At 41.2% G+C, this 22,542-nt stretch carries 22 protein-coding genes; 13 read left to right on the forward strand and 9 right to left on the reverse strand.

All coding sequences use genetic code 11. The features are described from left to right. Nucleotides 1-193: 193 nt before the first annotated feature. The 5 genes from parE to ACSLUK_RS09790 are packed head-to-tail and all read right to left on the reverse strand — an operon-like array spanning nucleotide 194 to nucleotide 4,544. Nucleotides 194-2,080, reverse strand: coding sequence for a DNA topoisomerase IV subunit B (parE, locus tag ACSLUK_RS09770; protein WP_448548381.1), 1,887 nt, complete (start codon nucleotides 2,078-2,080; stop codon nucleotides 194-196). A gap of 33 nt (nucleotides 2,081-2,113) precedes the next feature. Next, nucleotides 2,114-2,686: a YqiA/YcfP family alpha/beta fold hydrolase gene (locus tag ACSLUK_RS09775; protein ID WP_448548382.1), complete on the reverse strand. Its 573-nt coding sequence runs from the start codon at nucleotides 2,684-2,686 to the stop codon at nucleotides 2,114-2,116. Continuing rightward, nucleotides 2,679-3,431 (reverse strand): metallophosphoesterase, encoded by a 753-nt coding sequence (locus ACSLUK_RS09780; RefSeq protein ID WP_448548383.1) that lies wholly within the window; start codon nucleotides 3,429-3,431, stop codon nucleotides 2,679-2,681. Before ACSLUK_RS09780 ends, ACSLUK_RS09775 begins: the two co-directional genes overlap by 8 nt. Before the next feature lie 12 nt (nucleotides 3,432-3,443). Next, complete coding sequence (locus ACSLUK_RS09785) at nucleotides 3,444-3,905, reverse strand: DUF1249 domain-containing protein (protein ID WP_448548384.1); 462 nt, start codon at nucleotides 3,903-3,905, stop codon at nucleotides 3,444-3,446. Nucleotides 3,906-3,911: 6 nt separating this feature from the next. After that, nucleotides 3,912-4,544: an NUDIX domain-containing protein gene (locus tag ACSLUK_RS09790; protein ID WP_448548385.1), complete on the reverse strand. Its 633-nt coding sequence runs from the start codon at nucleotides 4,542-4,544 to the stop codon at nucleotides 3,912-3,914. A gap of 170 nt (nucleotides 4,545-4,714) precedes the next feature. On the opposite strand from ACSLUK_RS09790, the gene tolC reads away from it, so the two are divergent. Then, entirely contained in the window at nucleotides 4,715-6,076 is a 1,362-nt protein-coding gene (tolC, locus tag ACSLUK_RS09795) for an outer membrane channel protein TolC (RefSeq protein ID WP_448548386.1), read from the forward strand. Between the two features lie 123 nt (nucleotides 6,077-6,199). Here tolC and hldE read toward each other — a convergent pair whose 3' ends face one another. Continuing rightward, nucleotides 6,200-7,627 (reverse strand): bifunctional D-glycero-beta-D-manno-heptose-7-phosphate kinase/D-glycero-beta-D-manno-heptose 1-phosphate adenylyltransferase HldE, encoded by a 1,428-nt coding sequence (gene hldE, locus ACSLUK_RS09800; protein ID WP_448548387.1) that lies wholly within the window; start codon nucleotides 7,625-7,627, stop codon nucleotides 6,200-6,202. A 68-nt stretch (nucleotides 7,628-7,695) separates the two neighbouring features. Between hldE and lpxL the strand changes: the two genes are divergently transcribed. Continuing rightward, the gene (lpxL, locus tag ACSLUK_RS09805) at nucleotides 7,696-8,631 is read left to right on the forward strand and encodes an LpxL/LpxP family Kdo(2)-lipid IV(A) lauroyl/palmitoleoyl acyltransferase (protein WP_448548388.1); all 936 of its coding nucleotides are present in this window, start codon (nucleotides 7,696-7,698) and stop codon (nucleotides 8,629-8,631) included. Nucleotides 8,632-8,735: 104 nt separating this feature from the next. Beyond that, on the forward strand, nucleotides 8,736-9,428 hold the full coding sequence (locus ACSLUK_RS09810; RefSeq protein WP_448548389.1) for a TcpQ domain-containing protein: 693 nt from the start codon (nucleotides 8,736-8,738) through the stop codon (nucleotides 9,426-9,428). A gap of 79 nt (nucleotides 9,429-9,507) precedes the next feature. Here ACSLUK_RS09810 and glnE read toward each other — a convergent pair whose 3' ends face one another. Next, nucleotides 9,508-12,372 carry a bifunctional [glutamate--ammonia ligase]-adenylyl-L-tyrosine phosphorylase/[glutamate--ammonia-ligase] adenylyltransferase gene (gene glnE, locus ACSLUK_RS09815; RefSeq protein ID WP_448548466.1) on the reverse strand — a complete coding sequence of 955 codons (2,865 nt, stop codon included), beginning with the start codon at nucleotides 12,370-12,372 and terminating at the stop codon, nucleotides 9,508-9,510. A 127-nt stretch (nucleotides 12,373-12,499) separates the two neighbouring features. On the opposite strand from glnE, the gene ACSLUK_RS09820 reads away from it, so the two are divergent. The 9 genes from ACSLUK_RS09820 to ACSLUK_RS09860 all read left to right on the forward strand — a co-directional run bounded on the left by ACSLUK_RS09820 (nucleotide 12,500) and on the right by ACSLUK_RS09860 (nucleotide 19,163). Then, the gene (locus ACSLUK_RS09820; RefSeq protein WP_448548467.1) at nucleotides 12,500-13,495 is read left to right on the forward strand and encodes an ABC transporter C-terminal domain-containing protein; all 996 of its coding nucleotides are present in this window, start codon (nucleotides 12,500-12,502) and stop codon (nucleotides 13,493-13,495) included. A gap of 18 nt (nucleotides 13,496-13,513) precedes the next feature. Continuing rightward, entirely contained in the window at nucleotides 13,514-14,416 is a 903-nt protein-coding gene (locus ACSLUK_RS09825) for a DUF350 domain-containing protein (RefSeq protein ID WP_448548390.1), read from the forward strand. A gap of 15 nt (nucleotides 14,417-14,431) precedes the next feature. Continuing rightward, entirely contained in the window at nucleotides 14,432-16,150 is a 1,719-nt protein-coding gene (locus tag ACSLUK_RS09830) for a polyamine aminopropyltransferase (protein ID WP_448548391.1), read from the forward strand. A 118-nt stretch (nucleotides 16,151-16,268) separates the two neighbouring features. Then, complete coding sequence (locus tag ACSLUK_RS09835; protein WP_448548392.1) at nucleotides 16,269-16,682, forward strand: YjfI family protein; 414 nt, start codon at nucleotides 16,269-16,271, stop codon at nucleotides 16,680-16,682. 24 nt (nucleotides 16,683-16,706) lie between these two features. Next, nucleotides 16,707-17,399 carry a PspA/IM30 family protein gene (locus ACSLUK_RS09840; protein WP_448548393.1) on the forward strand — a complete coding sequence of 231 codons (693 nt, stop codon included), beginning with the start codon at nucleotides 16,707-16,709 and terminating at the stop codon, nucleotides 17,397-17,399. Nucleotides 17,400-17,462: 63 nt separating this feature from the next. Then, nucleotides 17,463-18,101 carry a hypothetical protein gene (locus tag ACSLUK_RS09845; protein WP_448548394.1) on the forward strand — a complete coding sequence of 213 codons (639 nt, stop codon included), beginning with the start codon at nucleotides 17,463-17,465 and terminating at the stop codon, nucleotides 18,099-18,101. Between the two features lie 2 nt (nucleotides 18,102-18,103). Beyond that, entirely contained in the window at nucleotides 18,104-18,427 is a 324-nt protein-coding gene (locus tag ACSLUK_RS09850) for a hypothetical protein (protein WP_448548395.1), read from the forward strand. A 2-nt stretch (nucleotides 18,428-18,429) separates the two neighbouring features. Further along, nucleotides 18,430-18,891 (forward strand): ion channel, encoded by a 462-nt coding sequence (locus tag ACSLUK_RS09855; RefSeq protein WP_448548396.1) that lies wholly within the window; start codon nucleotides 18,430-18,432, stop codon nucleotides 18,889-18,891. A 29-nt stretch (nucleotides 18,892-18,920) separates the two neighbouring features. Then, on the forward strand, nucleotides 18,921-19,163 hold the full coding sequence (locus ACSLUK_RS09860) for a hypothetical protein (protein WP_448548398.1): 243 nt from the start codon (nucleotides 18,921-18,923) through the stop codon (nucleotides 19,161-19,163). Between the two features lie 120 nt (nucleotides 19,164-19,283). Here the strand turns inward: ACSLUK_RS09860 and ACSLUK_RS09865 are convergent, their stop codons facing one another. Together ACSLUK_RS09865 and ACSLUK_RS09870 are read right to left on the reverse strand one after the other, a co-directional pair. Further along, on the reverse strand, nucleotides 19,284-20,186 hold the full coding sequence (locus ACSLUK_RS09865; protein ID WP_448548399.1) for a L,D-transpeptidase family protein: 903 nt from the start codon (nucleotides 20,184-20,186) through the stop codon (nucleotides 19,284-19,286). After that, complete coding sequence (locus tag ACSLUK_RS09870; protein WP_448548401.1) at nucleotides 20,174-21,673, reverse strand: CYTH domain-containing protein; 1,500 nt, start codon at nucleotides 21,671-21,673, stop codon at nucleotides 20,174-20,176. The genes ACSLUK_RS09865 and ACSLUK_RS09870 overlap by 13 nt, the downstream gene beginning before the upstream one ends. 305 nt (nucleotides 21,674-21,978) lie before the next feature. Here ACSLUK_RS09870 and ACSLUK_RS09875 point away from each other — a divergent pair, with 305 nt between their 5' ends. After that, a complete protein-coding gene (locus ACSLUK_RS09875) occupies nucleotides 21,979-22,536 on the forward strand; it encodes a TIGR04211 family SH3 domain-containing protein (RefSeq protein ID WP_448548402.1) in 558 nt (185 codons plus the stop codon). Nucleotides 22,537-22,542 lie beyond the last annotated feature (6 nt).

The following is a 22,542-nucleotide window of genomic DNA, read 5'->3' on the forward strand; positions in this document are numbered from 1 at the left end:
ATAGCTTTACGCTGAAAAATAAGGATTTTTTGTGCGCTTCAGACATAAATTGATGCAACACAGGGTGGAAATTTTGGCTGGTAGGCTCATGCGATTTAACTAATTGAGGTATTGAGTGGTGGTAGAAAATAGGTATTAAAAAAGGTGCAAATAATGCACCTTTTATCATCACGCTTTTGCTCTAGAATTGGCTTTATAACTGAACCATATCCCCTTTGGCTTGCAACCATTCTTTGCGATCGCCACTACGCTTTTTAGAGAGCAGCATATCCATCATTTCCATGGTTTCTGAGTGTTCATCTACCGTTAGCTGCACCAAACGACGAGTATTTGGATCCATGGTGGTTTCACGAAGTTGCATCGGGTTCATTTCACCCAGACCTTTAAAGCGCTGAACGTTTACCTTGCCACGCTTTTTCTCCGCTTCAATACGGTCAAGCACGCCATCTTTTTCGCTTTCGTCTAATGCATAAAACACTTCTTTACCTACATCAATACGATACAAAGGTGGCATGGCCACGTACACGTGCCCAGACTGTACTAATGGTAGAAAATGTTGCGTAAACAGTGCACATAATAGCGTGGCAATATGTAATCCATCCGAATCAGCATCGGCGAGAATACACACTTTTCCATAACGTAATCCCGATAAATCTTCACTGTCAGGATCAATCCCTAGTGCGACAGAGATATCATGTACTTCTTGAGACGCTAGAATTTGTCCCGATTCTACTTCCCATGTATTAAGAATTTTACCTCTTAATGGCATTACCGCCTGAAATTCTCGATCGCGCGCCTGTTTGGCACTTCCGCCCGCTGAGTCACCCTCAACGAGGAATATTTCTGTGCGTTCAGGTTCCTGGCTACCACAATCCGTTAGCTTACCTGGCAGTGCTGGCCCTTGAGTAACCTTTTTACGTACAACCTTTTTACTTGCTCTTAAGCGGCGTTGTGCGTTTGAAATACAAAACTCAGCTAATGCTTCTGCTATTTCAGTATGCTCGTTAAGCCACAAGCTGAAGGAGTCTTTGACCACACCGGTAACAAATGCTGCACATTGACGTGATGAGAGTCTTTCTTTGGTTTGCCCAGCAAATTGTGGGTCTTCTAATTTTACAGATAAGATAAAAGAACACTTATCCCAAATATCGTCAGGCGTTAATTTAACCCCCCGTGGAACTAGATTACGAAATTCACAAAACTCGCGCATTGACTCCAACAAGCCCTGACGTAAGCCATTAACGTGCGTTCCGCCCTGAATAGTTGGGATCAGGTTCACATAGCTCTCACTGATACTTTCACCACCTTCAGGCAACCAAGTAACCGCCCAGTCAGCAGCTTCATTTTGCGAAGTGAACGTACCAATAAAAGGTTCTTCCGGTAAACTGATATTGTCTTTTACCGACTCTTTTAAGTAGTCTCGTAAACCGTCTTCATAGCACCACTGATACTTTTTACCTTCATTCTTGTCGTGAAACTTAATATTCAGGCCCGGACAAAGTACCGCTTTGGCTTTCAATAAATGCGTCAAGCGCAATGTTGAGAACTTAGCTGAATCGAAATAACTCTCGTCTGGCCAAAACTTTACTCTTGTCCCGGTATTTCTTCTGCCAACCGTGCCAGTTTCAGTGAGTTCTTGTACCTTCTCACCATTTTCAAATGCCATCTCGTAAACTTTACTGTCACGCTTTACCGTTACCTCAACTCGCGTTGAAAGAGCGTTTACAACAGAAATACCTACACCATGCAAACCACCAGAGAACTGGTAGTTTTTATTTGAAAACTTACCACCAGCATGTAATTTGCTGAATATGAGTTCAACCCCTGTCACGCCTTCTTCTGGGTGAATATCTGTCGGCATGCCTCGACCATCATCAAGCACTTCGAGCGATTGATCTTTATCGAGAATAACCGTGATATTTTGTGCAAAGCCAGCTAATGCTTCGTCAACTGAGTTATCAATTACCTCTTGGCCTAAGTGGTTTGGCCTATTGGTGTCAGTGTACATGCCCGGACGGCGTCTAACCGGCTCGAGGCCACTAAGTACTTCAATCGATTCAGAATTATATTGTTCGGTCATATTCTTATTCTAATAACTGTAGTTTATGAGACATTATTGCAATTGAAAAAAGCGAGTAATAACAGGTAACATTTCTTCGAATTGTACAAAACTGTGGTCACCACCTTGTTGTACAATAAGTTGGCTGTTCTGAAATTTATCAACCGCTTGACGATAATCTAACACTTCATCACCCGTTTGTACCATCACCAAATAGCGGTTTTCGTCAATTTTTTGCTGTTCGATGGCTTTCAGCTGTGTCATGTGAACTTCTTCTACTTGATATTTCTCATTGGTGTAAGGGTTTTCTTGCCAGCCAATGTAATCTGAAAGTAACTCATAAGGGCGTATGGCAGGATTCACCAAGCACGCGTTTAATTGGTACTTTTGTGCCAAAAAGGTTGATAAATAACCACCAAGTGACGAGCCAATCAAAAATAGCGGTTCGCCAAGGTATTTTTCAACGATCGCTTCTAATTGCGCGATCGCTGGTGAAGGAGAAGATGCCACTTGTGGACAAATAAAATTTACATGGGGTAAATGCTCAGCCAAATACTGGCGCATTCGCTCGGCTTTATACGATAGCGGCGAGGAATTGAACCCATGAATGTATAAAATATTACTCATGTTTATTATTTACGTAAAAAACTTGGCTATGAATTTGACCATTTTCCATTAAATCAAACGTGCGATAACCGGGTATAGTTGAAGCTGCGCTTACATCATCATGTGATTTATTAAACTGCATGGACGTTGCAGGGCAAGTGTAAAGCGTCACTTCACCGGAATCATCAACAATTTCGAGCGCATTGTGAATATGACCGCATGCGATGGCTTGAATCGTGGGAAAGCCTTTTACCTGTTGCCAAAATGTAGCTTTGTCATTGAGTCCATGTCGGTCAATGAAATAATTTACATCAATGGGGTGATGATGCATAAAAACTAATTGGAACTTGGTCGGTTTTATCGCTTGTCGCCACTGCGTATATTCAGTGTGATTAACAAAGCCTGCAGGCGTGTCACTTTTCGAATCACACAATAAGACTTGCCAGGTACCCGATTCAATCAACTTTGACGCAGTGAAAATTTCACAGGGCAGACAATCGGTCAGCAGTTGCCAATCATCGTGGTTGCCCGCAAGATAATAGAAAGGTTTATCAATTTTTGATGTTTTAACCGCATCGACAAAGTTTAGATAAGATGCTTTCGTATGATCTTGTGTAAGATCGCCAGTGAAGATAATTACGTCTATGTCGTCATCTGCATGGATTGCCTGTAGCACAGCTACGAGGTTTTCATAAACAGGTGCGCCAAAATGGGTTGCGCTAACATCTGCAAACAAATGACAGTCAGACAACTGTGCGATTTTCATAACGCCAATAACCTATTGAGATGACAGCGGTACATGCACTTGGCCTAACTGTAAACTCAGTTGCAGCCATTCTTTCAAAAACTGATTAATTTGCTGTTTTTCGTCGGGTAAATGCATTTTAGGGTTAGGATAATCGTACCTTGGTTTAACACGGTTGATGTCTTGATTACTAATCACTTCTGCCAATCTGGCGTCATGATATAAACGTATCACCATCTTAGGCTTAAACATTTCCGCAAGTTTATCCTCTAGCACTAAACTTGACTGGTACATAGTGACTAACGAGGTGTATCGAGTGACTTCGTCAACTACTATCGTATACGACAAGAAATCAGAGATGAAAAAGTCACGGCGCTGCCCTACTTCTTCTTTGTCTGCAAGTAAGCGCAATAACATCATATAGTTAATCTCACACAGGTTCATCAGCGTGGATAACTTAGGTCGATATACATTGGCGTTTGCTTGAGCAGACATAACAGTTTACTTACCGAGAGATTGACGATGTAGTTGGAGCCATTGTAACCCAATTACGCTCGCAGCATTAGTAATTTTTCCTTCGTTTAATAGCGCAACAGCCTCATTAAAAGGGATTGCGTGCACCAAAATATCTTCATTTTCACAGTCTAACCCGTAAACTCCTCCAACATTAGTGCTATCTACAGGTGCAGCATAAAGATGTATTGCTTCTGTCATACCACCGGGGCTTGAAAGATATTTCATCACAAATGTCAGTTCATTTACGCTGACATCCAAATTGGCTTCCTCTTTAGCTTCTCGAATAGCGACGTCTTGTGGAGATTCGTCTTTGCTAAACATGCCAGCAACAAATTCTAATAACCAAGGAGTACCACCAAAGCGCATAGCTCCCGGCCGAAACTGCTCGATCATCACCACAGTGTCTTTATCGGGATCATAAGGAATCAACACTACCGCGTCGCCACGTTCAAAAATTTCACGTTTGATAATTGGCGACTGTTCACCAGAAAATAACTTATGACGAACCTTATACTCATCAAGGCTAAAAAAACCATGATAACAAACACGTTTTGATACTAACTCTGCGTCAGTATCATCAAACCTTAATAAAGGAACTTTAGTTTTTTGCTCAAACATAAACATCTCCGGTTGTACGTGCCATATCAAATTTTTTCATAGATTTAAACATTTTGTTACACTAGAATGCACTGGTAAACACTTATTTTATTTAGCTTAATCGTTTGCTAATGTAGGATACACGCAGATAAGAATAAGAGTAAACCGCACATCTAAGGAACTGCTTACTCATGAAAAAAACAATTACTTCGCTAATTATTGGTATTGCTTGCGCCGCTAGCAGTACTATGGCATTTGCTGAAAACCTTCGCTCTGTCTATGAACAAGCGAAAGCAAATGATCCAACCGTATTGAAGGCAAAAGCGGACTTCATGGCTTCAAAGGAAGGCATTAACATTGCTCGTGCAGCATTACTTCCAAGCTTAACCGCTCAAGGCAACATTAACTTTGCTGAGAGTGATACAGTATCTGATGGTACGTATGCGCCAGCTGGTAGCATTTTTACTGCTGAATCAGAAACTTCAACACTTTCTCTTTCACTACAAATGGAACTATATCATCACGACACATGGTTACGTTTAGACAACGAGAAGAAAAAAGCACATCGCAGCGATATCGCTTATCAAGTTGCGCAGCAAGACCTTATCGTTCGAGTAACAGAAGCTTACTTTAATGTATTGAAAGCAAAAGACGATTTAGAATTCTCAGAAGCTGAAAAAACAGCGATCGCACGTCAATTAGAACAAACGAAACAACGTTATTCAGTAGGTTTAACGGCGGTAACCGACGTTCATGAAGCGCAAGCACAATATGATAACGCAGCAACGGCAGTGATTCGTGCACAAAACAATGTATATAATGCCGAAGAAGCACTACGGGTAATTACCAATGTATACCCTCGAGATTTAGAATCTTTAAATACTGAGAGATTTAGTGCATCTCGCCCAATGCCTGACAGTGCAAATGAATGGCAACAAACGGCTGAAGCACGAAACCTTGATCTAATTGCACAGAAAATCGGTGTGGATATTGCGAAAGAAAATATCAACATCGCGCGTTCTGGCCACTACCCTCGTCTTGACTTAAACGGCAGTTTATCAAGAAAAGAAACCACGTCAGACACAGATTTTACCAGTGAAGTTACAGGCCCTGAGTTAGACTCTCAATCATTTGGTATTACGCTAACGGTGCCAATTTATTCTGGTGGTGCAACAACTGCGTCTGTACGTCAAGCACAGCATGGCTACGTTTCTGCAAGCCAAGACTTACAACAAACACATCGTAACGTCGTAAGAAATGCTCGCAATTCTTACAATACTGTAATTGCAGCTGTATCAGCAATTCAGGCATTAGAACAAGCACAGATCAGTGCGGAAAGTGCTCTTAAAGCGACTGAAGCTGGATTTGAAGTGGGTACGCGTACGATTGTTGACGTGTTAAACAGCACAAGAAACTTATATAACGCGAAGCGCAACTTATCTTCAACACGTTATGACTATATTCAGTCTATTTTGTCACTTAAGCGCGCAGGTGGCACAATATCAGAAAAAGATATTGACGATATTAGCCAAGGCTTAAGTGCTAGCAAATAATAACGTTTACAAGTGATAAATATGAGAAAGGGTGTCAATTGACACCCTTTTTTTAGTTGTTTTGATGACTACTAACTTTTAACTATTAACCTTAACTACTAGCCTTTAACTTTTAACATTAAGTTACTCTTCAAGCTTAATGGTCTTAATTATCTCAGTTGTAGAAATACCTTCTTCAAAATTTAGCACGCGTACTTCGCCGCCAGCAGCAATTACTTCTTGTCCACCTGCTATTTCGTCGACTTTATAATCACCGCCTTTAACTAGTACGTTAGGTAAGATATTAGCGATTAGCCTTTGAGGTGTATCTTCAGAGAACGGCACGACCCAATCAACTGCACCCAAGCCCGCAAGCACCGCCATACGGCGATCAACAGGATTAACCGGGCGTCCTGGTCCTTTTAGTCGAGTAACGGATGCATCGTCATTAACAGCCACAATTAATCGTGTGCCTATAGCTGCAGCGTTTTCAAGATAAGAGACATGACCCGCATGAAGAATATCGAAGCAGCCATTGGTCATCACAATCTTCTCACCTCTCGCTTTCGCAGCCGCTACAGCTATTTTTAGCTGTTCTTCAGATACAACACCCAAGCCACTTTGATGCCCGGCATTGATTGCCGAAACAAGTTCTGCGTCGCTCACCGTTGATGTACCAAGTTTACCTACTACTATGCCCGCAGCGATGTTAGCCATCGCGCTCGCCTGCGGATAATCAGCCCCAGCGGCAACAGCCAAAGCTAACGTTGCAATGACAGTATCACCAGCGCCGGTTACGTCATATACTTCTTTCGCTTGCGTCGGCAAATGAAATTCTTCGTGGTGTTCGCGCAGCAATGTCATGCCTTGCTCACTTCGAGTCACAAGCAGCGCAGCTAAATCAAGCTCATGTAGCAAGTGATTGCCCTTCTCAACAATTTCTCGTTCACTTTTACACTGACCAACAACGGCTTCAAATTCTGACATATTCGGTGTCACGATTGTTGCGCCACGGTACTTACTAAAGTCATCACCTTTAGGGTCAACTAATACCGGAACCTTATGTGCCTTTGCGACTTCTATTAGTTTACTAACATCCGACAACGTACCTTTGTTATAGTCAGAAAGTAAAACTGCATCGTGTTCTGGTATAAGCTTCAGCATTTTATCGATGAGTGACTGCTTACATACATAGTGAAGTGGCTCTTCAAAATCCAAGCGAATTAACTGCTGGTTTCTGCTCAACACACGAAGTTTAGTAATGGTTGGCACATCAGCTATATGGTCAAAGCAGCAATCAATTTTCATCGCAGACAAATGCGTCGCAATAGTATCTGCAGCTTCATCTTGACCAGTAATTCCCGCCAATGTGACCTGACCGCCAAGAGATGCAATATTTAGCGCAACGTTCGCCGCACCACCGGGACGATCTTCATGTTGATTGATTTTAACAACCGGTACAGGCGCCTCAGGTGAAATGCGCTGAGTAGGGCCATACCAGTAACGGTCAAGCATAATATCGCCAATGACTAATACCTTGGCTTTTGTAAAAACGGGAATATCTACTTTCATCCTGTCTCTCTTAACAGATATAATGCCGCGTAGTGTAACACATCAAATTCAATGAGTTGATATCATCCGTGGCCAGAAACAAAGTTTTACAACCCAATTTTAAATTTTCATTTCTTCTACCTAAATATTGGCCCACATGGCTAGGCGTAGTGATTCTCTACACAATTTCTTGGCTGCCATATAGAGTTCAGCTTGCCTTAGGTCGTCAAATAGGGCGTTTGCTATACAAAATTGGCAGTAAACGCCAACACATTGCCCGCACAAATTTAACACTTTGTTTCCCAGAAAAATCCAAAGACGAAGTTGAGCGCATGCTAAAGGTTAACTTCGAAAATACTGGTATTGCATTATTAGAAACTGGCATGGGTTGGTGGTGGCCTGAATGGCGTGTAAAACGTAAAGTCAAAGTTGAAGGATTAGAACACCTTGAAAAAGCACAGCAAGAAGGTAAAGGCATTCTTTTGTTGGCAATGCACAATCTAAGTGTGGAAATAAACTGTCGTGGGGTAGGTACTGGTCATCCTATGGTCGTATTCTATCGCCCTCATAACAATCAACTTATGGAGTACTTTCAGTATCGAGGCCGAGGTCGTTCGAATAAATATATGCTAGGGAAGCGAGACGTAAAAGGTTTACTGAAAGCGCTTCAAGATGGAGAAGCATGTGTTTATCTGCCAGATCAAGATTACGGGCGCAATCGCAGTTTATTTGTACCTTTTTTTGCGGTAGAGCAAACGGCAACGACAACAGGTACACTCATTTTTGCACGCCATAAGAATGCTCAGTCTCATATGCTTATCCCCACACGGAATGACGATGGTAGCGGCTATACCATTCGTATCACACCACCACTGGAAGGATTCCCAAGCGGTGATGATGTAAAAGACGTAACGCGCATTAACCAAGAGCTTGAAAAAGCTATTTTATACAAACCCGAACAGTATATGTGGCTGCATCGTCGCTTTAAGACGCGTCCAAATGAAGATGATCCATCGTTGTATTAGTGCTACAACTTGTTAACATGAATTCATCAACTAATTGTACTCAGTCGCTATTTTCAGTATGGTAGTACTTAGTAAAGTGTTTTAAAGGTTAGACAAAGGCTACTATGGCATTTTGGATTCGCAGTATCATTTTTGCAGCTATATTAATCAGCTTGGCAGTATATTTACTCGCTAACCCTGAATTATGGCAATCATTGAATGATTCAGTTTCAAGCAGTACATCTGCAGAACAATCATCAACGGCAAATGGCAGCGAAACCAAAAAACTGTCAGCCTCGGCGCCCGTAAGTAAAAAGAACACCAATAAAGCAGCTGAAGGACTATCTAACTTTTATGCTAACCTTCATGGCGATACTGACGCAGAAAACGGCCCTCGAGTACGTAATAACATAGTTTACCTGCCAGATCCTAAAGGTGATTTAGCCGAGTTGCTTGAAGCGCGTAGGCTTGTAACAAGGCCATTACGCAAAAATTGGCAAGGAAGCAAAGAAAACCGACCATTTCGTACAGGGTTTACGCTCCATCAAAAACTTGCTGAATATGCTAATGCTGACGGGCTCGAAGTCATTTGGTGGCTCAACCGTGACTTCATTATTAAAGATCCATTTCGCATTGATCACGACATAGTCCAAACTGCATATCGTGTAGGCAAAGCCGTAGAAGGCCATTTTCAAGATGGGTTATCTACCTATTTTTGTTACCAACATCGAGCAATCGTCCTTGTTGAACAAGCCGTGCCATACTTAGACGAAGAATGTAAATTATTAGATGGCAAGAAAAGCAGCCGTTACCGCTAATAATTTCGCAAAATAACGGTGCTTTTTCATCAGCTTAATATCACCCAAGCGTCAAATTCTTAAAGTGTTGCTTTTTAGATTAGCCACTTGGCGGAAGATAATATTGAACAATAGGAAAAACGTCCTGCTCAATGTTATTAAAAGTCTCTATCGGCATCAAATTTTCTGCATTTTGTAAAGCGGAGCGATGACCATAGTCTCTTAACTTACAATAATTTGAGCTTAAAATTTTCTGCTGTTCTTCTGATATTAACTTGTGATGACACAGCGCTTGCAGTATGCGTAAGTTATCTGAAAATTTAACAACTTCTGGATACTGATTGGCGAACTTCAATGCCAAATACTGCACTAAGAATTCAATGTCGATCAGTCCACCGCTTCCATGTTTAATATCAATTAATGCGTCAGTACTTTTATTTAAGTGATGTCGCATTTTGTCACGCATTTCCATGACTTCGGCAATCAATTTCTGATGATCTCGAGCCCGTGTTAATACATTCAGCCGTGCTTGATTAAACCGTTCAATGATTTGTTGATGGCCGTAAACAGCTCGGGCACGCACTAATGCTTGGTGTTCCCATGTCCAGGCTTCATTTTCTTGGTATTGTTGATAGGAATCAATATGTACTACCAACACACCTGAGTTTCCTGAAGGTCGCAATCGCATATCCAATTCATATAAAATACCACTGGTCATTCTGGTATTAAAAAAATGTAAGATGCGTTGAGCAAGCTTGACGTAAAACTGTGTCACTGGAATCGACTTTTCACCATTAGTGACATCATCAGCGGGCCTATCGTGTAAAAATACTAGATCTAAGTCTGAACTATAACCTAGCTCAAGCCCGCCCAGTTTTCCGTAACCAATTACAGTAAAGCCTTTGTGTTCTTGTTCTTCAAGGCTCGTGGGAATCCCGAATCGCTGTGTAACTTGTTGCCATGACAAATTTATCGCTTGTTCGATAACAGCTTCTGCTACTGCAGTTAAATGATCGCTTACCTTAGTAATTGGCAATAGTTTAGAAATATCAGCGGCAGCAATGCGTAAATGTTGAGCTTGTTTGTATTGGCGCAACGAATCCATCTGCGCTTCAAGATCTTCCTCCGGAATTCTTAGCATCACCTGCCTGACTTCCTCAAAGTAATTGCTAAGTGCTGGCGGATTACTAAATAATTTCGGATCAATTAATTCATCTAATAGAATCGGATACTTAGCAATATGCTCAGTCACCCAACTGCTCGCTTCACACAATTTGATTAAATGCTTAAGCGCGCCTTCATTTTCATATAACAATTCCAAGTACGCAGTTCTTGTAGCCACCTTGGCAATAATGAGTAATACACGATCTAACGCTTTTTCACCTGCGTGTGCTGCAGCCAACTGAGCAAAAATGAGAGGCATTAGTTTATCAAGCGTCTGACGCCCTCTTTGCCCTAAGGAACGTTTGTTAATATCTTGCTTAAATTGACTAATCGTACATGCTGCTTCCGTTGCAGACCAAGCTGGCGCAATTTCAGCTAACCACTCTGCTTGTTCCTCTTTTTCTAATGAGCTATCCCATAAAGTTTGCCATTGACTATCAACAGCATCATGTGCCGGACTTTCCTCACCAATAAGTGCAATAAACTCTTGATGCACCGCTTCCATTTTCAACGCTAACTCATCCACAAGCTCAGACCAGCTATGAATTTCAGCGTGTTGCAACGCAACCACCAACCTAGCCTGATTAAGTGCATCGTCGGGTAAAGTTTGCGTCTGAGCATCATTCAGTGCCTGAAGAATATTTTCTACTCGTCTAAGTAACCGATACGCGCTTTCTAGAGCAGCTTTTGTGGATGATGAAATCTCACCAATATCAACTAACTGCGGTAATACGCTAAGTAGATTTCGCTGTTGTAGTTTTTTAATGCGGCCACCACGAATCAATTGGAATACCTGAACAATAAATTCAATCTCGCGTATACCACCTGCACCAAGTTTTATGTTTCCAGTTAAGCGCTTACGTCGCACTTCCTGCGAAATCATCATTTTCATGCGTCGCAAACTGTCAATAACACTGAAATCGATATAGCGGCGATAAACAAAAGGTCTGAGCATATCAATTAATATTTGGTGATAATGCGTGTTGCCTATTAATCGGGCTTTCAACATGGCGTAGCGTTCCCAATCACGCCCTTGCTCTTGGTAGTAATCCTCAATCGCATTAAAACTCAGTACTAATGGTCCACTGTCACCAAACGGACGCAACCGCATGTCAACACGGTATACAAAGCCATCCGCCGTTTTTTGGTTTAAAGCCGTAATAAGCTTTTGCCCTAATCGAGTAAAGAATTGTTGGTTATCAAGCGATTTTCGTGCGCCAATCGTATGGCCAGATTCTGGATAGGTAAAAATAAGATCGATATCGGAAGAAAAGTTTAGCTCTTCTCCCCCTAGTTTACCCATGCCAAATACTAACAGCGGCTGTTTCTCACCAGCATGATTTACCGGTGTTCCCCACCTTTGTTGGCAAAATTCCGTTAGCCAGTTCAAGGCGCCAAGAATTAACGCGTCAGCCAATGAAGAAAGTCTCGCCAAACTGTCTTCTAATGGTATGTTGTAAATTAAATCAGCTACAGCTATCGCTACCATTTGTGATAGTCGAAACTGGCGAAGCATACGGTGCAAATGTTCTTCTGATTCACAACCTTCGAGTGCCAAAGCGAGCAGTGTTTCGTAATCTGGAGATAGCTCAAAGTGACCTTGTTGAAAAAGTTCCAAGGTAGCTTCAGGCGCTTGTTCGACGCTGCGAAATACAAAATCACTCAATGTTACTGCTTGCTTAACAATAGCTTGTGTATTTTTATCTAGCTCAGTGTGAAATTCAGGAAACCTTTCAACTAAACTACGCCAGGCTTGTTTTTGATGGTGAGCAAGAATCTCAGGTAATTCAGGCAACAACATTTGTTTCACTTATTCCTCGACATGCAGCACAATTAGGCTACAGTAAAAAATCGTAACATTATTTGATAGACATATTATGTCATCGATGTTATTAATGAATGATAACCATAGCATTTTTGAGGGAACTATGGCAGAAATGCAACATATCAAATTAGGATTCTTATTGTTACTTTTATTTCTCACCGCCTGTGGTGATCCGGTAAAAGAACAAATTGAAAATCAAATCCCTGTCACTGAACAGCGCGTTGCGCAATTGGCTGATGCACTTGAAAAAGGCCAAATTCGAAACGCTACACTTATTCAGCAATACGCAGACAAACTGTCGGAACAAAAACCTGAACTTGAACAACTTATCAACGAGTTCAGAAAAGACGCGACGACGAAAAGCCCTGTGTATCAGTCATTGCTTGATAGATTGAATACAGTGAAGAACCAACCACAAATGTTTGCGTCTAGCCAAGCAATATTTGACGAGTTGCTTAATATTTACCAAGCTGCTGACCCAATATTGTATTCAGACGCTCTGAGTGATCCGTTAAATGTATTGGCTGACATGTCTGATGGCGTATTGCCGCGAGTAAACTCGTTGTCAAAAGCCCAAAGTATGAAGGCCAACACCGCCCAAGACTTTGGTACTGGCGAACAGCTCATAGGTAATCCCAGTTATGGCCAATGGGTTACTGGCAGCAATGGCCTATCCTTTTGGGAGTGGTACGGCATGTACGCACTCATGGATAACCTATTCGATTCACGCAGACGTGTTTACTATAACGATTGGGGTCGACATAGAAATTATAGTTACTACCACGATTATGGGCGCACACGTTATAGCTCGCCATCACAACTGAGCAAACAAACGCAGCTAGACACACGAACGAAAAAGTCGTTTGAAAGTCGTGGTAAGCGATTTAGTAGCCCTTATAGCAAGAACAGAACGGGGGCTTCGAGTTTATCAAGTCAAAGTAAAACAGCGCAAACCAGCGCGAACCGATTCACGAAAAACCAAACACGCAGTAAATTTGCCAAGAGCAGTAACAATGGTAAGAAATCGTCTTACTCAAAAAGTGCAAGTTTCAGAAATAGTAGCAACTCAACCTCTCGCAGTTTTAGACGCGGTAAGTAACAACGGCAAGGAACAATAATGAACACTTTATTTGAAATGACCGGATTAAATTTAGATCTCTTAATCTACCTTACTATTGACGTCTCTATTGCAATATTGCTGCTGGGTGCCATGCGCTTTGTTTCAGGATTAACAGCGCAAGTTAACAGTACTGAGGAATTAGCTAAAGAAGATAACTTTGCTTTCGGTATTAGCGTAGCAGGCAGCGTTGCTGGTTTGGGCATTGTGTTAACTGGCGCTATCACGGGTGAAAATGCCCCGAGTTACATGATTGAAGCCATAGGAATGGCAAGCTACGGTTTATTTGGCTTGATTCTCATTAAAATTGGCCGCGTATTGCACGACAGATTAGCACTTAACCAAATTGATAAAGTTGCACAAATAAAAGCACGAAATATTACTGTAGGTATCGTCGATGCCGCTGGCGTTATCGCAACAGCTATCGTTATACGCGCAGTATTAATTTGGGCGCATGGATTAGAGCTTTCAACGTTTATCGCCATTGGTAGTGGATTCATCGTGTCACAAGCGATGTTAATTTTAGTAACTCGTTTGAAAGAAAAACAATATGCGCGTAATAATCAAGATGATTCTATGCAAGAAGCGTTTGCACAAGGGCAAATTGCTTTAGCTATTCGTTATGCGGGACAAGTCATCAGCACCGCACTGGCAGTAACAGCAGCAAGTTATTTCCTCGTTTATTCGCCAGAAACGTTAGCGATGACTTTACTCGGTTGGTTCGCCTTTAGTTTTGTTATGACGTTATTAGTTGCACTATTGACAGCCATAGCTAAGAAATTTGTATTATTTGGAATCAACTTAACTGAAGAAGTAGATCAGCAACACAACATCGGTGTAGCTAGCGTAGAAATGGCCATTAGCATTTCAATCGCATTGATTTTGACAGCTCTTATGGCTTAAGTAACTCGATTTATTTTGACAACCGCGATTAAACGACCGTCAGTAGTCGGTCACGACATCCTCCTCATTACCACAATGGCGGTATTAGCCGCCTGTGGTTTGATCTATGAATACTTGCTCTCTCATTACGCTGGCCGTGTGCTTGGCGTAATGGAGAGTGCTATTTATAGCATGATCGGCATCATGATCGTGTCTATGGGTTTAGGCGCGTTTGCTGCCAGAAAAATTAAATGCCCTTTTAACGGTCTAGTGTGGCTAGAGTTTATTATCGCTGTGCTTGGTTGCACTGCGATATTGATTATTGGTGGACTAATCGGTTTTAGCCAAATTCTTCCACAGATATTGATCGATACGTTTGGGTTGCCACCTGACGCGTTACCACGTGGCGGTATTTTTAAAACCCTTAGCTGGTTGGCCTTCAAAACGCCCTATCTATTCGGCTTCATATTAGGATTTTTCATTGGCATGGAAATTCCACTGATCGCCAAGATCAGAGAGCACATTCATCAAAAACACCTGTCGAATAACCTTGGTACTATTTATGGTGCGGATTATGTTGGTGCAGGTATTGGCGCAGCTATCTGGGTCATGTTGCTGCTTTCAATAGATATTAGCAAGGCGAGTGCCCTAACGGCATTACTCAATTTGATTGCAGGGTCAGTGTTTATTATTTGCTACTGGCAAAAGATTAAGTGGCGAAAATTTTTACTAAGCCTACACGCATTGCTAGTGATTATGTTGCTATTCATATTTCAACACGGCAATTCTTGGCTCAATCAAATGAGTAACCTTCTTTATCTGGACAATGTCGTTTACAACGAAAAAACACGCTATCAGCAAGTTACTATAACCGAACGTCAAATGGGCTTAGATCAGGCACCTATTTTTAACCTGTATTTAAATGGTCGATTGCAATTTTCTTCGGCTGACGAACACATCTACCACAGTTATTTAGTAACGCCTGCTATGGCAATTTCAGCTAGACACGAAAACGTTTTAATCATTGGCGGTGGTGACGGATTGGCGCTGCGAGATGTGTTAAAATGGTCACCTGAAAACGTCACATTGATCGACTTGGACGAGGAATTGATCTCAATTTTTCAGTCACCTTCAGATTATCTACCGAGATCTTTAGCTCACCAAATTCTGCAGCTAAATAAACAAAGTTTATCTGATGAACGTGTTGAGCTTATTTTTGCTGATGCCTTTTTGGCAATCGATAATTTACTTAGCCAACAGAGAAGTTTTGACACCATAGTTGTGGATTTACCCGATCCTAGTCACCCGGATTTGAATAAACTTTACTCTGTAACTTTTTATGCAAAGCTCAAGCAACTACTGGCGAGTGACGGTGCAATATCTGTCCAGTCAACTAGCCCTTATCATGCGAAATCGGCATTTATTGCAATTGGCAAAACGATGAGTGCTGCCAAGTTCTCAGGTGTTAATCAATATCATGACAATATCCCCAGTTTTGGTGAGTGGGGTTGGACCATAGCGACAAAGTCGGGAGCAGCCCCTAAAGCAAGGCTACATTCACTTTCTTCATTACCAGCGTTTGAACCGTGGCTGACATTACCGTTGCTACTGGCATCTTTTGAATTTTCACAAGATTACTTTAAAAACGTTGACCAAGTCCCAATAAATTATTTGGGAAGCCATGCGATTTACCGACTCCACCAAAATGCGTGGCAAAGCCAGCAAGGCTTAAATGAGGCACATTACACAAATTAATAAAATAACTCCTTGACATATTATGTCTTGGTGCTAAATTAACCTTTATCGACATAATATGTCGAAAGGCAACCCACATTGATGTATGCGTTGCTGAAGATAACTGACGAGGAATGACATGAATATTCACAAAATTGCGGACCATTTGAATACGCTTGCAGATAATTCAGAAACAGGAATGGTTTTTGACTGTCAGCCAATTTCGGGCGAAGTAGATGTATTACAGGTAACTGTAATCGGCCGAGAAGAGCTGCCAATCTTTGTTTCGGTTACTGACGATCAAATAATAGGTATTTCCTACCTATGGGGTAAAGACGAAGTTAAGCCTGACAGCCTCAATGATTTACATGAAAGTATGCTAGAGATGAATATTCCAATGCCATTATCTTCATTCGCTAAGATTGGAGACAAGTACGTAATTTTCGGTGCCTTGTCTATTAACTCCAGCTTTGTTGATATTGAGCATGAAATTGCCGTATTGAGCAACAATTCCCTAGAAATCATCGACGACATGAGTGAATTTTTAATTTAAGCATCCATCCACAGGAGTTTTATTATGAGTATTTTTAAGAAAATTATGACCGCAATCCGTGGTGGAGCCACTGAAGTTGGTGAAGCTATTGTTGATTCAAATGCAACACGCATTTTTGAACAAGAAATTCGCGATGCTGAGAACCACCTAACAAAAGCCAAACGTGATTTAACAGGTGTTATGGCACAACAAATGGCGTCAAGCCGTGAAGTTGACCGTATTAAGCGTGAGATTGTTGAACATGAAGGATATGCCGTACAGGCGTTAGAAAAAGACGACCAAGCATTGGCACTGGCAGTAGCTGAAAAAATCTCTGTACTTGAAAGCGAGCTAACTACACAACAGCAAGCGCTTGATAGTTTCGAAGGTAATGCTAATCGACTAAAAGATTTAGTTAAGAAAAGTGAAAGACAGGTTGCTGAATATAAACGCCAACTTTCGATGGTTAAGACTACCGAAAGTGTGCAAAAAGCAACGTCTGCCATTACAGACAACTTTTCATCAAGTAACTCTAAGTTATTAAACGCAAAGGACTCTTTAGAGCGCATTAAAGCTAAGCAGCAAAAGTTTGATGACCAAATGAAGGCAGCTGAAGTATTAGCATCTGAAGATTCTGACGCTTCATTGGAAGCTAAGCTTAAAGCCGCAGGAATTGGTAACACTGACAGCAACGCAAATTCTGTACTTGAACGCTTAAAAGCGAAACAACAGAAGTAATTAGCTAAAACCGCAATATATCGCCCATTACCTAGGTAATGGGCGATTTTATGGTGAAATAACATGAGTTTCATTAAAAGAATTTTTAATAAAGAGCAAGAACAACGTAAAGTGACATCACCTCGTGAATTAATGATTGGCGATATCATTGTTCTAACCGATAGCTTTGCCTTGCCCGAATCATTGCGACAACAACAATTTCAAGTATCCGCCATCAATAGCTACGAATTTGAACATCACACAGAAACTGAATGGGTACTATCAGGTCACAGCAATGTCGAACTTTTCCTAACACTCGATATTGACGACAAAACCTATTTAAAATTCGCCTTAAAAATTCAACATGAGGATGTAGAAAGCCTCTTTGATCTCGACGAGTTTTCGACAATTTTTGATGAACCGGGTGAAGCGTTTCTTGAAAAGCGTGAAGACAATCAATTAACGAATGGTTGGACTGCGGCGCAATACCAGCAAAGCATTTTTGCAAAAGTTGGTTATTTTCACCGTAAAGACAATCGCAGCGAAAATTTGTCGCAATATGAAGGCAAAGATGCCGGCGAGCAATTTGAACTGTATCAACTATTAGACCAAGACCAAAGTAAAGGTATAGAATTAGAAGTGTGGGCTGATGGCGACACAGATGTATTCTTAACATTGTATCGTCCGCTATCAGATATTGTAGATATGTACCCTGGAAGCTAGTTGTGAGTAGAAAATTACCTGAAAAGTGGCAATCTAATGTCAAAGCAGTAAAAGCGGTGCAAGTTGCTTTTGACATAGATGAAAAAATTCAACTTGAAATACGCAAAGAAGCGCTTGAATCTGGCCTGAGTCCATCCGACAAAATCCGCGAGATACTGGACTTGCCTATCAATAAGCGCCCAAAACGCCCTAGATTAACCGTTAGCCTTTCGCCTGACGATTACGTTCTTTTGGCAGAAAAGTATCAACTTGAGCCAGAACAACAACTTGAAATAAAGCGTAAACTCATGGATGATTTGATCACACATGTGATTAATAAAGCTTAATAATGAAAGAATCACTCAAAACTTATACTATTGACGAATACGGCGTCCGTAACTACAACTCCTTTTATCTGCTAATTGTCACGCTAATTGTGCTATATGGCATTATTGCGCTACTATCAATCCCGCTTTATCAAATAGAATCTGCACATGTAGACGGCAATATTAAATCATTTAAAGATGCCTTTTGGACGCTGCAAATGAGTGCAAGCACCATAGGTTTTGGTGACTTTTATCCGGTTACCGCTGTTGGCAGAATTATAGTCGCCGCTATGTTCTATATTGGCGTTGGTATGGTAGGATTTGTCGGTGCGCAGTTCGTGAATAAATTTGTCGGCTTTTCTGACACCAATGTAAAAAATCGTGAGCTTCGTCGACAAAATAAAGAAATTCTAGAGCACAATAAACTGCTTGAACAAAAGCTCGATATGCTCGTAGACAAGATTGAAAAAATAAATAAAGACTAAATTTACTAATCATAACAAAGGGAAAGGCCATGAATTTAAAACTCATTTCAAGTGCATCTTTTGCCTTGCTACTTACAGCATGTGCAAGCAATGACACTCAAATGGCGCACCAAGTAAATATCTTAGGCGAACGTGTAGATACATTAACCGCCGAAGTCAATGAACTGAAAAGCGATCAAGCCGCAACCAAGAAAGAATTGGATATGCTGAAGTCACAGGTTGAAGATAACAGCAAACGCGTTGAGAACGTGACTAAGACATTTAAAAAGTAATACGGTTACTTTAGAGGTCTTCAGTGCTTGTTATGGAGAATATTGAGGCGCCTGATACTATGGCGCCAAATCAGCTTTAACTATCCTCTATAGTTTGCTCTTTCTATTAATTTAATCTTGTTAACGCGCAAGCTTGTTAACTAATCCCGTTGGCTTTTTCAATAATCGTTCTACCTGTTGCTTTGCTGATAGACTCCCACCGATAAAAGTTTGAATTGCAGGCAGTTCAATACTAAATAGTTCAGATACGCTTGTTTCAGATAGCGGCTCATGCACTTCAATGAGTTTTTCGCCAGACGCCTCATACGACATTTTAATGGGTTGATCGACGATTCTAATCTGTGTGTTGGTATGTACGTTATAGTACAACCACTCAATGTCCTGTGCATACATTCGAATACAACCAGAACTTGCCCTCAAACCAATGCCTGCACGTTGATTCGTACCATGGATCAAATACTGGCTAGTACCAATTCGCAGTGCATACTGTCCTAGTGGGTTATTTTCTCCAGCAGGAACCGCTTTGGGTAAGGCGACGCCTTTTTCTTCCAAATAGCGCTGACGCATCTCTAATGGCGGGTACCACGTAGGATCTTTTCTTTTTTCACCGATATAACTCACCACTTTAGGCGTAGACAGCCCTTGTCTACCTATGCCGATAGGAAATACATAAACGAGTTTTTCATTAGGTGGAAAATAATACAATCTCAATTCAGAAAGGTTTATGACAATGCCTTTTCGCTCAGCGAACGGCAATATCATTTGGGTGGGTAACTGTATTTGACTGCCTACTTTTGGCAAAAATGGATCAACCTCAGGGTTAGCAGCAATTAACGCCAGCATACCCACGTTATGATATTCTGCAATTTGTTGAAAGTAGTCTCCCTGAACTACGCGGTAAAATGCAGGTTCTCCAATCAATCGTGAACCATCAGCAGGAAGCTGAAAAATAGCGGCCTTCACGCCAAACATAATAAAGCTTGTCAGCAATAGCGCCGCTTTTTGTTTGATTATTCGTACCAATATGCCGCCATATTTAATGCACCTTCAATTGAGTGATCTAATGCATGCATTAAGTTTTCAACTTTACTATGTTGCCACTTTACTATTTTTATTGGTTGTTCGGCTAACTTTTCAAGCTGTTGATGAATAATCCATAGTGTTTGAAGCTCACTTAACCCCTGTTGGATGTCAACCCAAGGCATCCTAAACTGCTGCCTTGTTTCTCCTTCAAACAAGCTACCGAACCACGCACCAGTTAAGAGACTACGATGCAATAAGGGTCTTTGGGCAATATACTGTTGCACGTTTTGTTTTTCACATGCCACCATGCCTTTATGCAGTTCAGTTAAACTGTCGGTCAATTTTTGTTGCGCAAACTGGCGCAAGTTGACGGTTTCGCTCACCGAACAAAAGTAATCTGATTGTTCGTTGCTTACTAATAGTTTTAATAATGCGAGTTGCAATCGATTGAAGCGTTCTGAACAAATCAATTCCACTACATTGGTCTTGTCTGGCAGGCGACGGTTTTCCAGTTTTAGCTGTTCTATCAGCTGTTCGCTGTATTCGAGTTTTTTCCGGTAGTTACCCGTTTTATTCATGAGCTCTTGTAAATAGATGGCATTATCTACCCAAGAAAACAATTGAATAAAGTGACTTAACTCAGCGCGCAAATTACGAGATTCATTAGACATGTAGTCATTAAACAACCAAAAGCCATGACGAAGCGAAGCTAGGGCGTCAACAAATGTCGATAAATCCTGTAATTGCCCCGTTTTGAAATAGGTATCAAGTGCTGATTGAATTTGGTTAAGACACTGGCCCACTCCATTCAAAAATGCACTGAGAACACCTTCATTTTGGTGATAAATTTCCAAAGACTGATCTAACGGCTCATGATCACCGCGCCAAAGTGCATACCCTCGTGCTGCTTTACTCTTAGTACCAGGTCGTAGCTTCATGGTGGAGAATAATAATTGCGCGAGAGAAAATAGATCTTTCGTATTGCCATTAACGAGCTCAATTTCAACCTCGTCAATTGACTCTACACAGCCATTAGACTCAATTGTACCGCGATCATAGGCTAATTCTATGGTACTAGTATTAAACGCAAATACCCACGTGATGCGTTCAAAGTTTGTATCAAATAGCGCGACGAGTGCTTGTTGAATCCAACCAACGTCTGCAGTTGCTGGCCAAATATCTTGCGGAAACAATGAAAGTTCAGGAAATGCCTGTTCAATAGCTACATTATATTCGGGTCTTTGATGCAGACCTGCAACGACGCTACCAGAGGTCTTAATCGTTTGTTCTCTCGTGGTATTTTGCGTACGAACTCTAAGCCCCATATCAAGCCTACGAAGCGCTAAATCAGGTGTGTCAAAGTAGCTATTGCCTAGTTGCTTGACCTGCAAATCAAATTCAATTTGGTTGTCTAGAAGCAGTTGTGAAATTAATTCTTTTACGTTTTGCCCAACTACAAAGTATTTGAGCTCTATTTCTGTTGCCATATTTATATTAATTCAAGCAATTATAACTCGTTGCACATTGAGCTATAACTAGCGTTTAAATGTTCAATCTGCGCCAATATCGCTCGAAAATCAGGTTAAAATTTTCTAATTAAAAACTTACCTTACAAAAGCCATCAGCATCAAGCAATACATTTAGCAATTACAAGTGTAAAAATACGTTAATTTGTCCAAACTTAGCTTGCTAATAACAGAGCAAAGCCCTAATATTTTGAGCCACGGAAAGTAGCTGAAATGGTTGGTCAATGAATAAGTTAGTAAATTTTTGTGTAAGTATCCTAGTTATAATGAGTTTTTCATCAATTGCACAAGAATCACCAGAGTCAAATAGTACAGCGTACATCTCAGATAACCTTTTTATTTATTTGCATGCAGGGCCTGGCACAAATTACCGTATTGTGGGTAGTATTATTGCAGGCACTGAAATAGAGCTAACTGGCAGAAATGACAATGAATATACACAAGTCATTGACGACAAGGGGCGAGAGGCATGGGTCGAGTCAAAATTTGTCTCCCTTGCACCGGGTTTGAGAACTTCTGTCGCAGAATTGAATCAGCAACTTGCTGAGCTATCAGAATCAAACAGTCAACTCTCGAACCAATTAAATGATACGCAGGAGAAACTTACCTCTGTCACTCATCAATTTGACGCTTCTCAAAAACAACTAGCCGCAATGCAGTCAGAGTTGGCTACAGCAAATGCGCAATTAGACAATCAAGATTTTGAAATGAAAAAGCAGTGGTTTTTTAATGGTGCCATTGTGATGGTTATCGGGTTACTATTTGGTTTGATTCTTCCTAAGCTCAGCCCCAAGAAGCGCGCTTCAATGGAAAGCTGGAAATAACCTCCC

This window comes from Thalassotalea fusca (assembly GCF_053485835.1).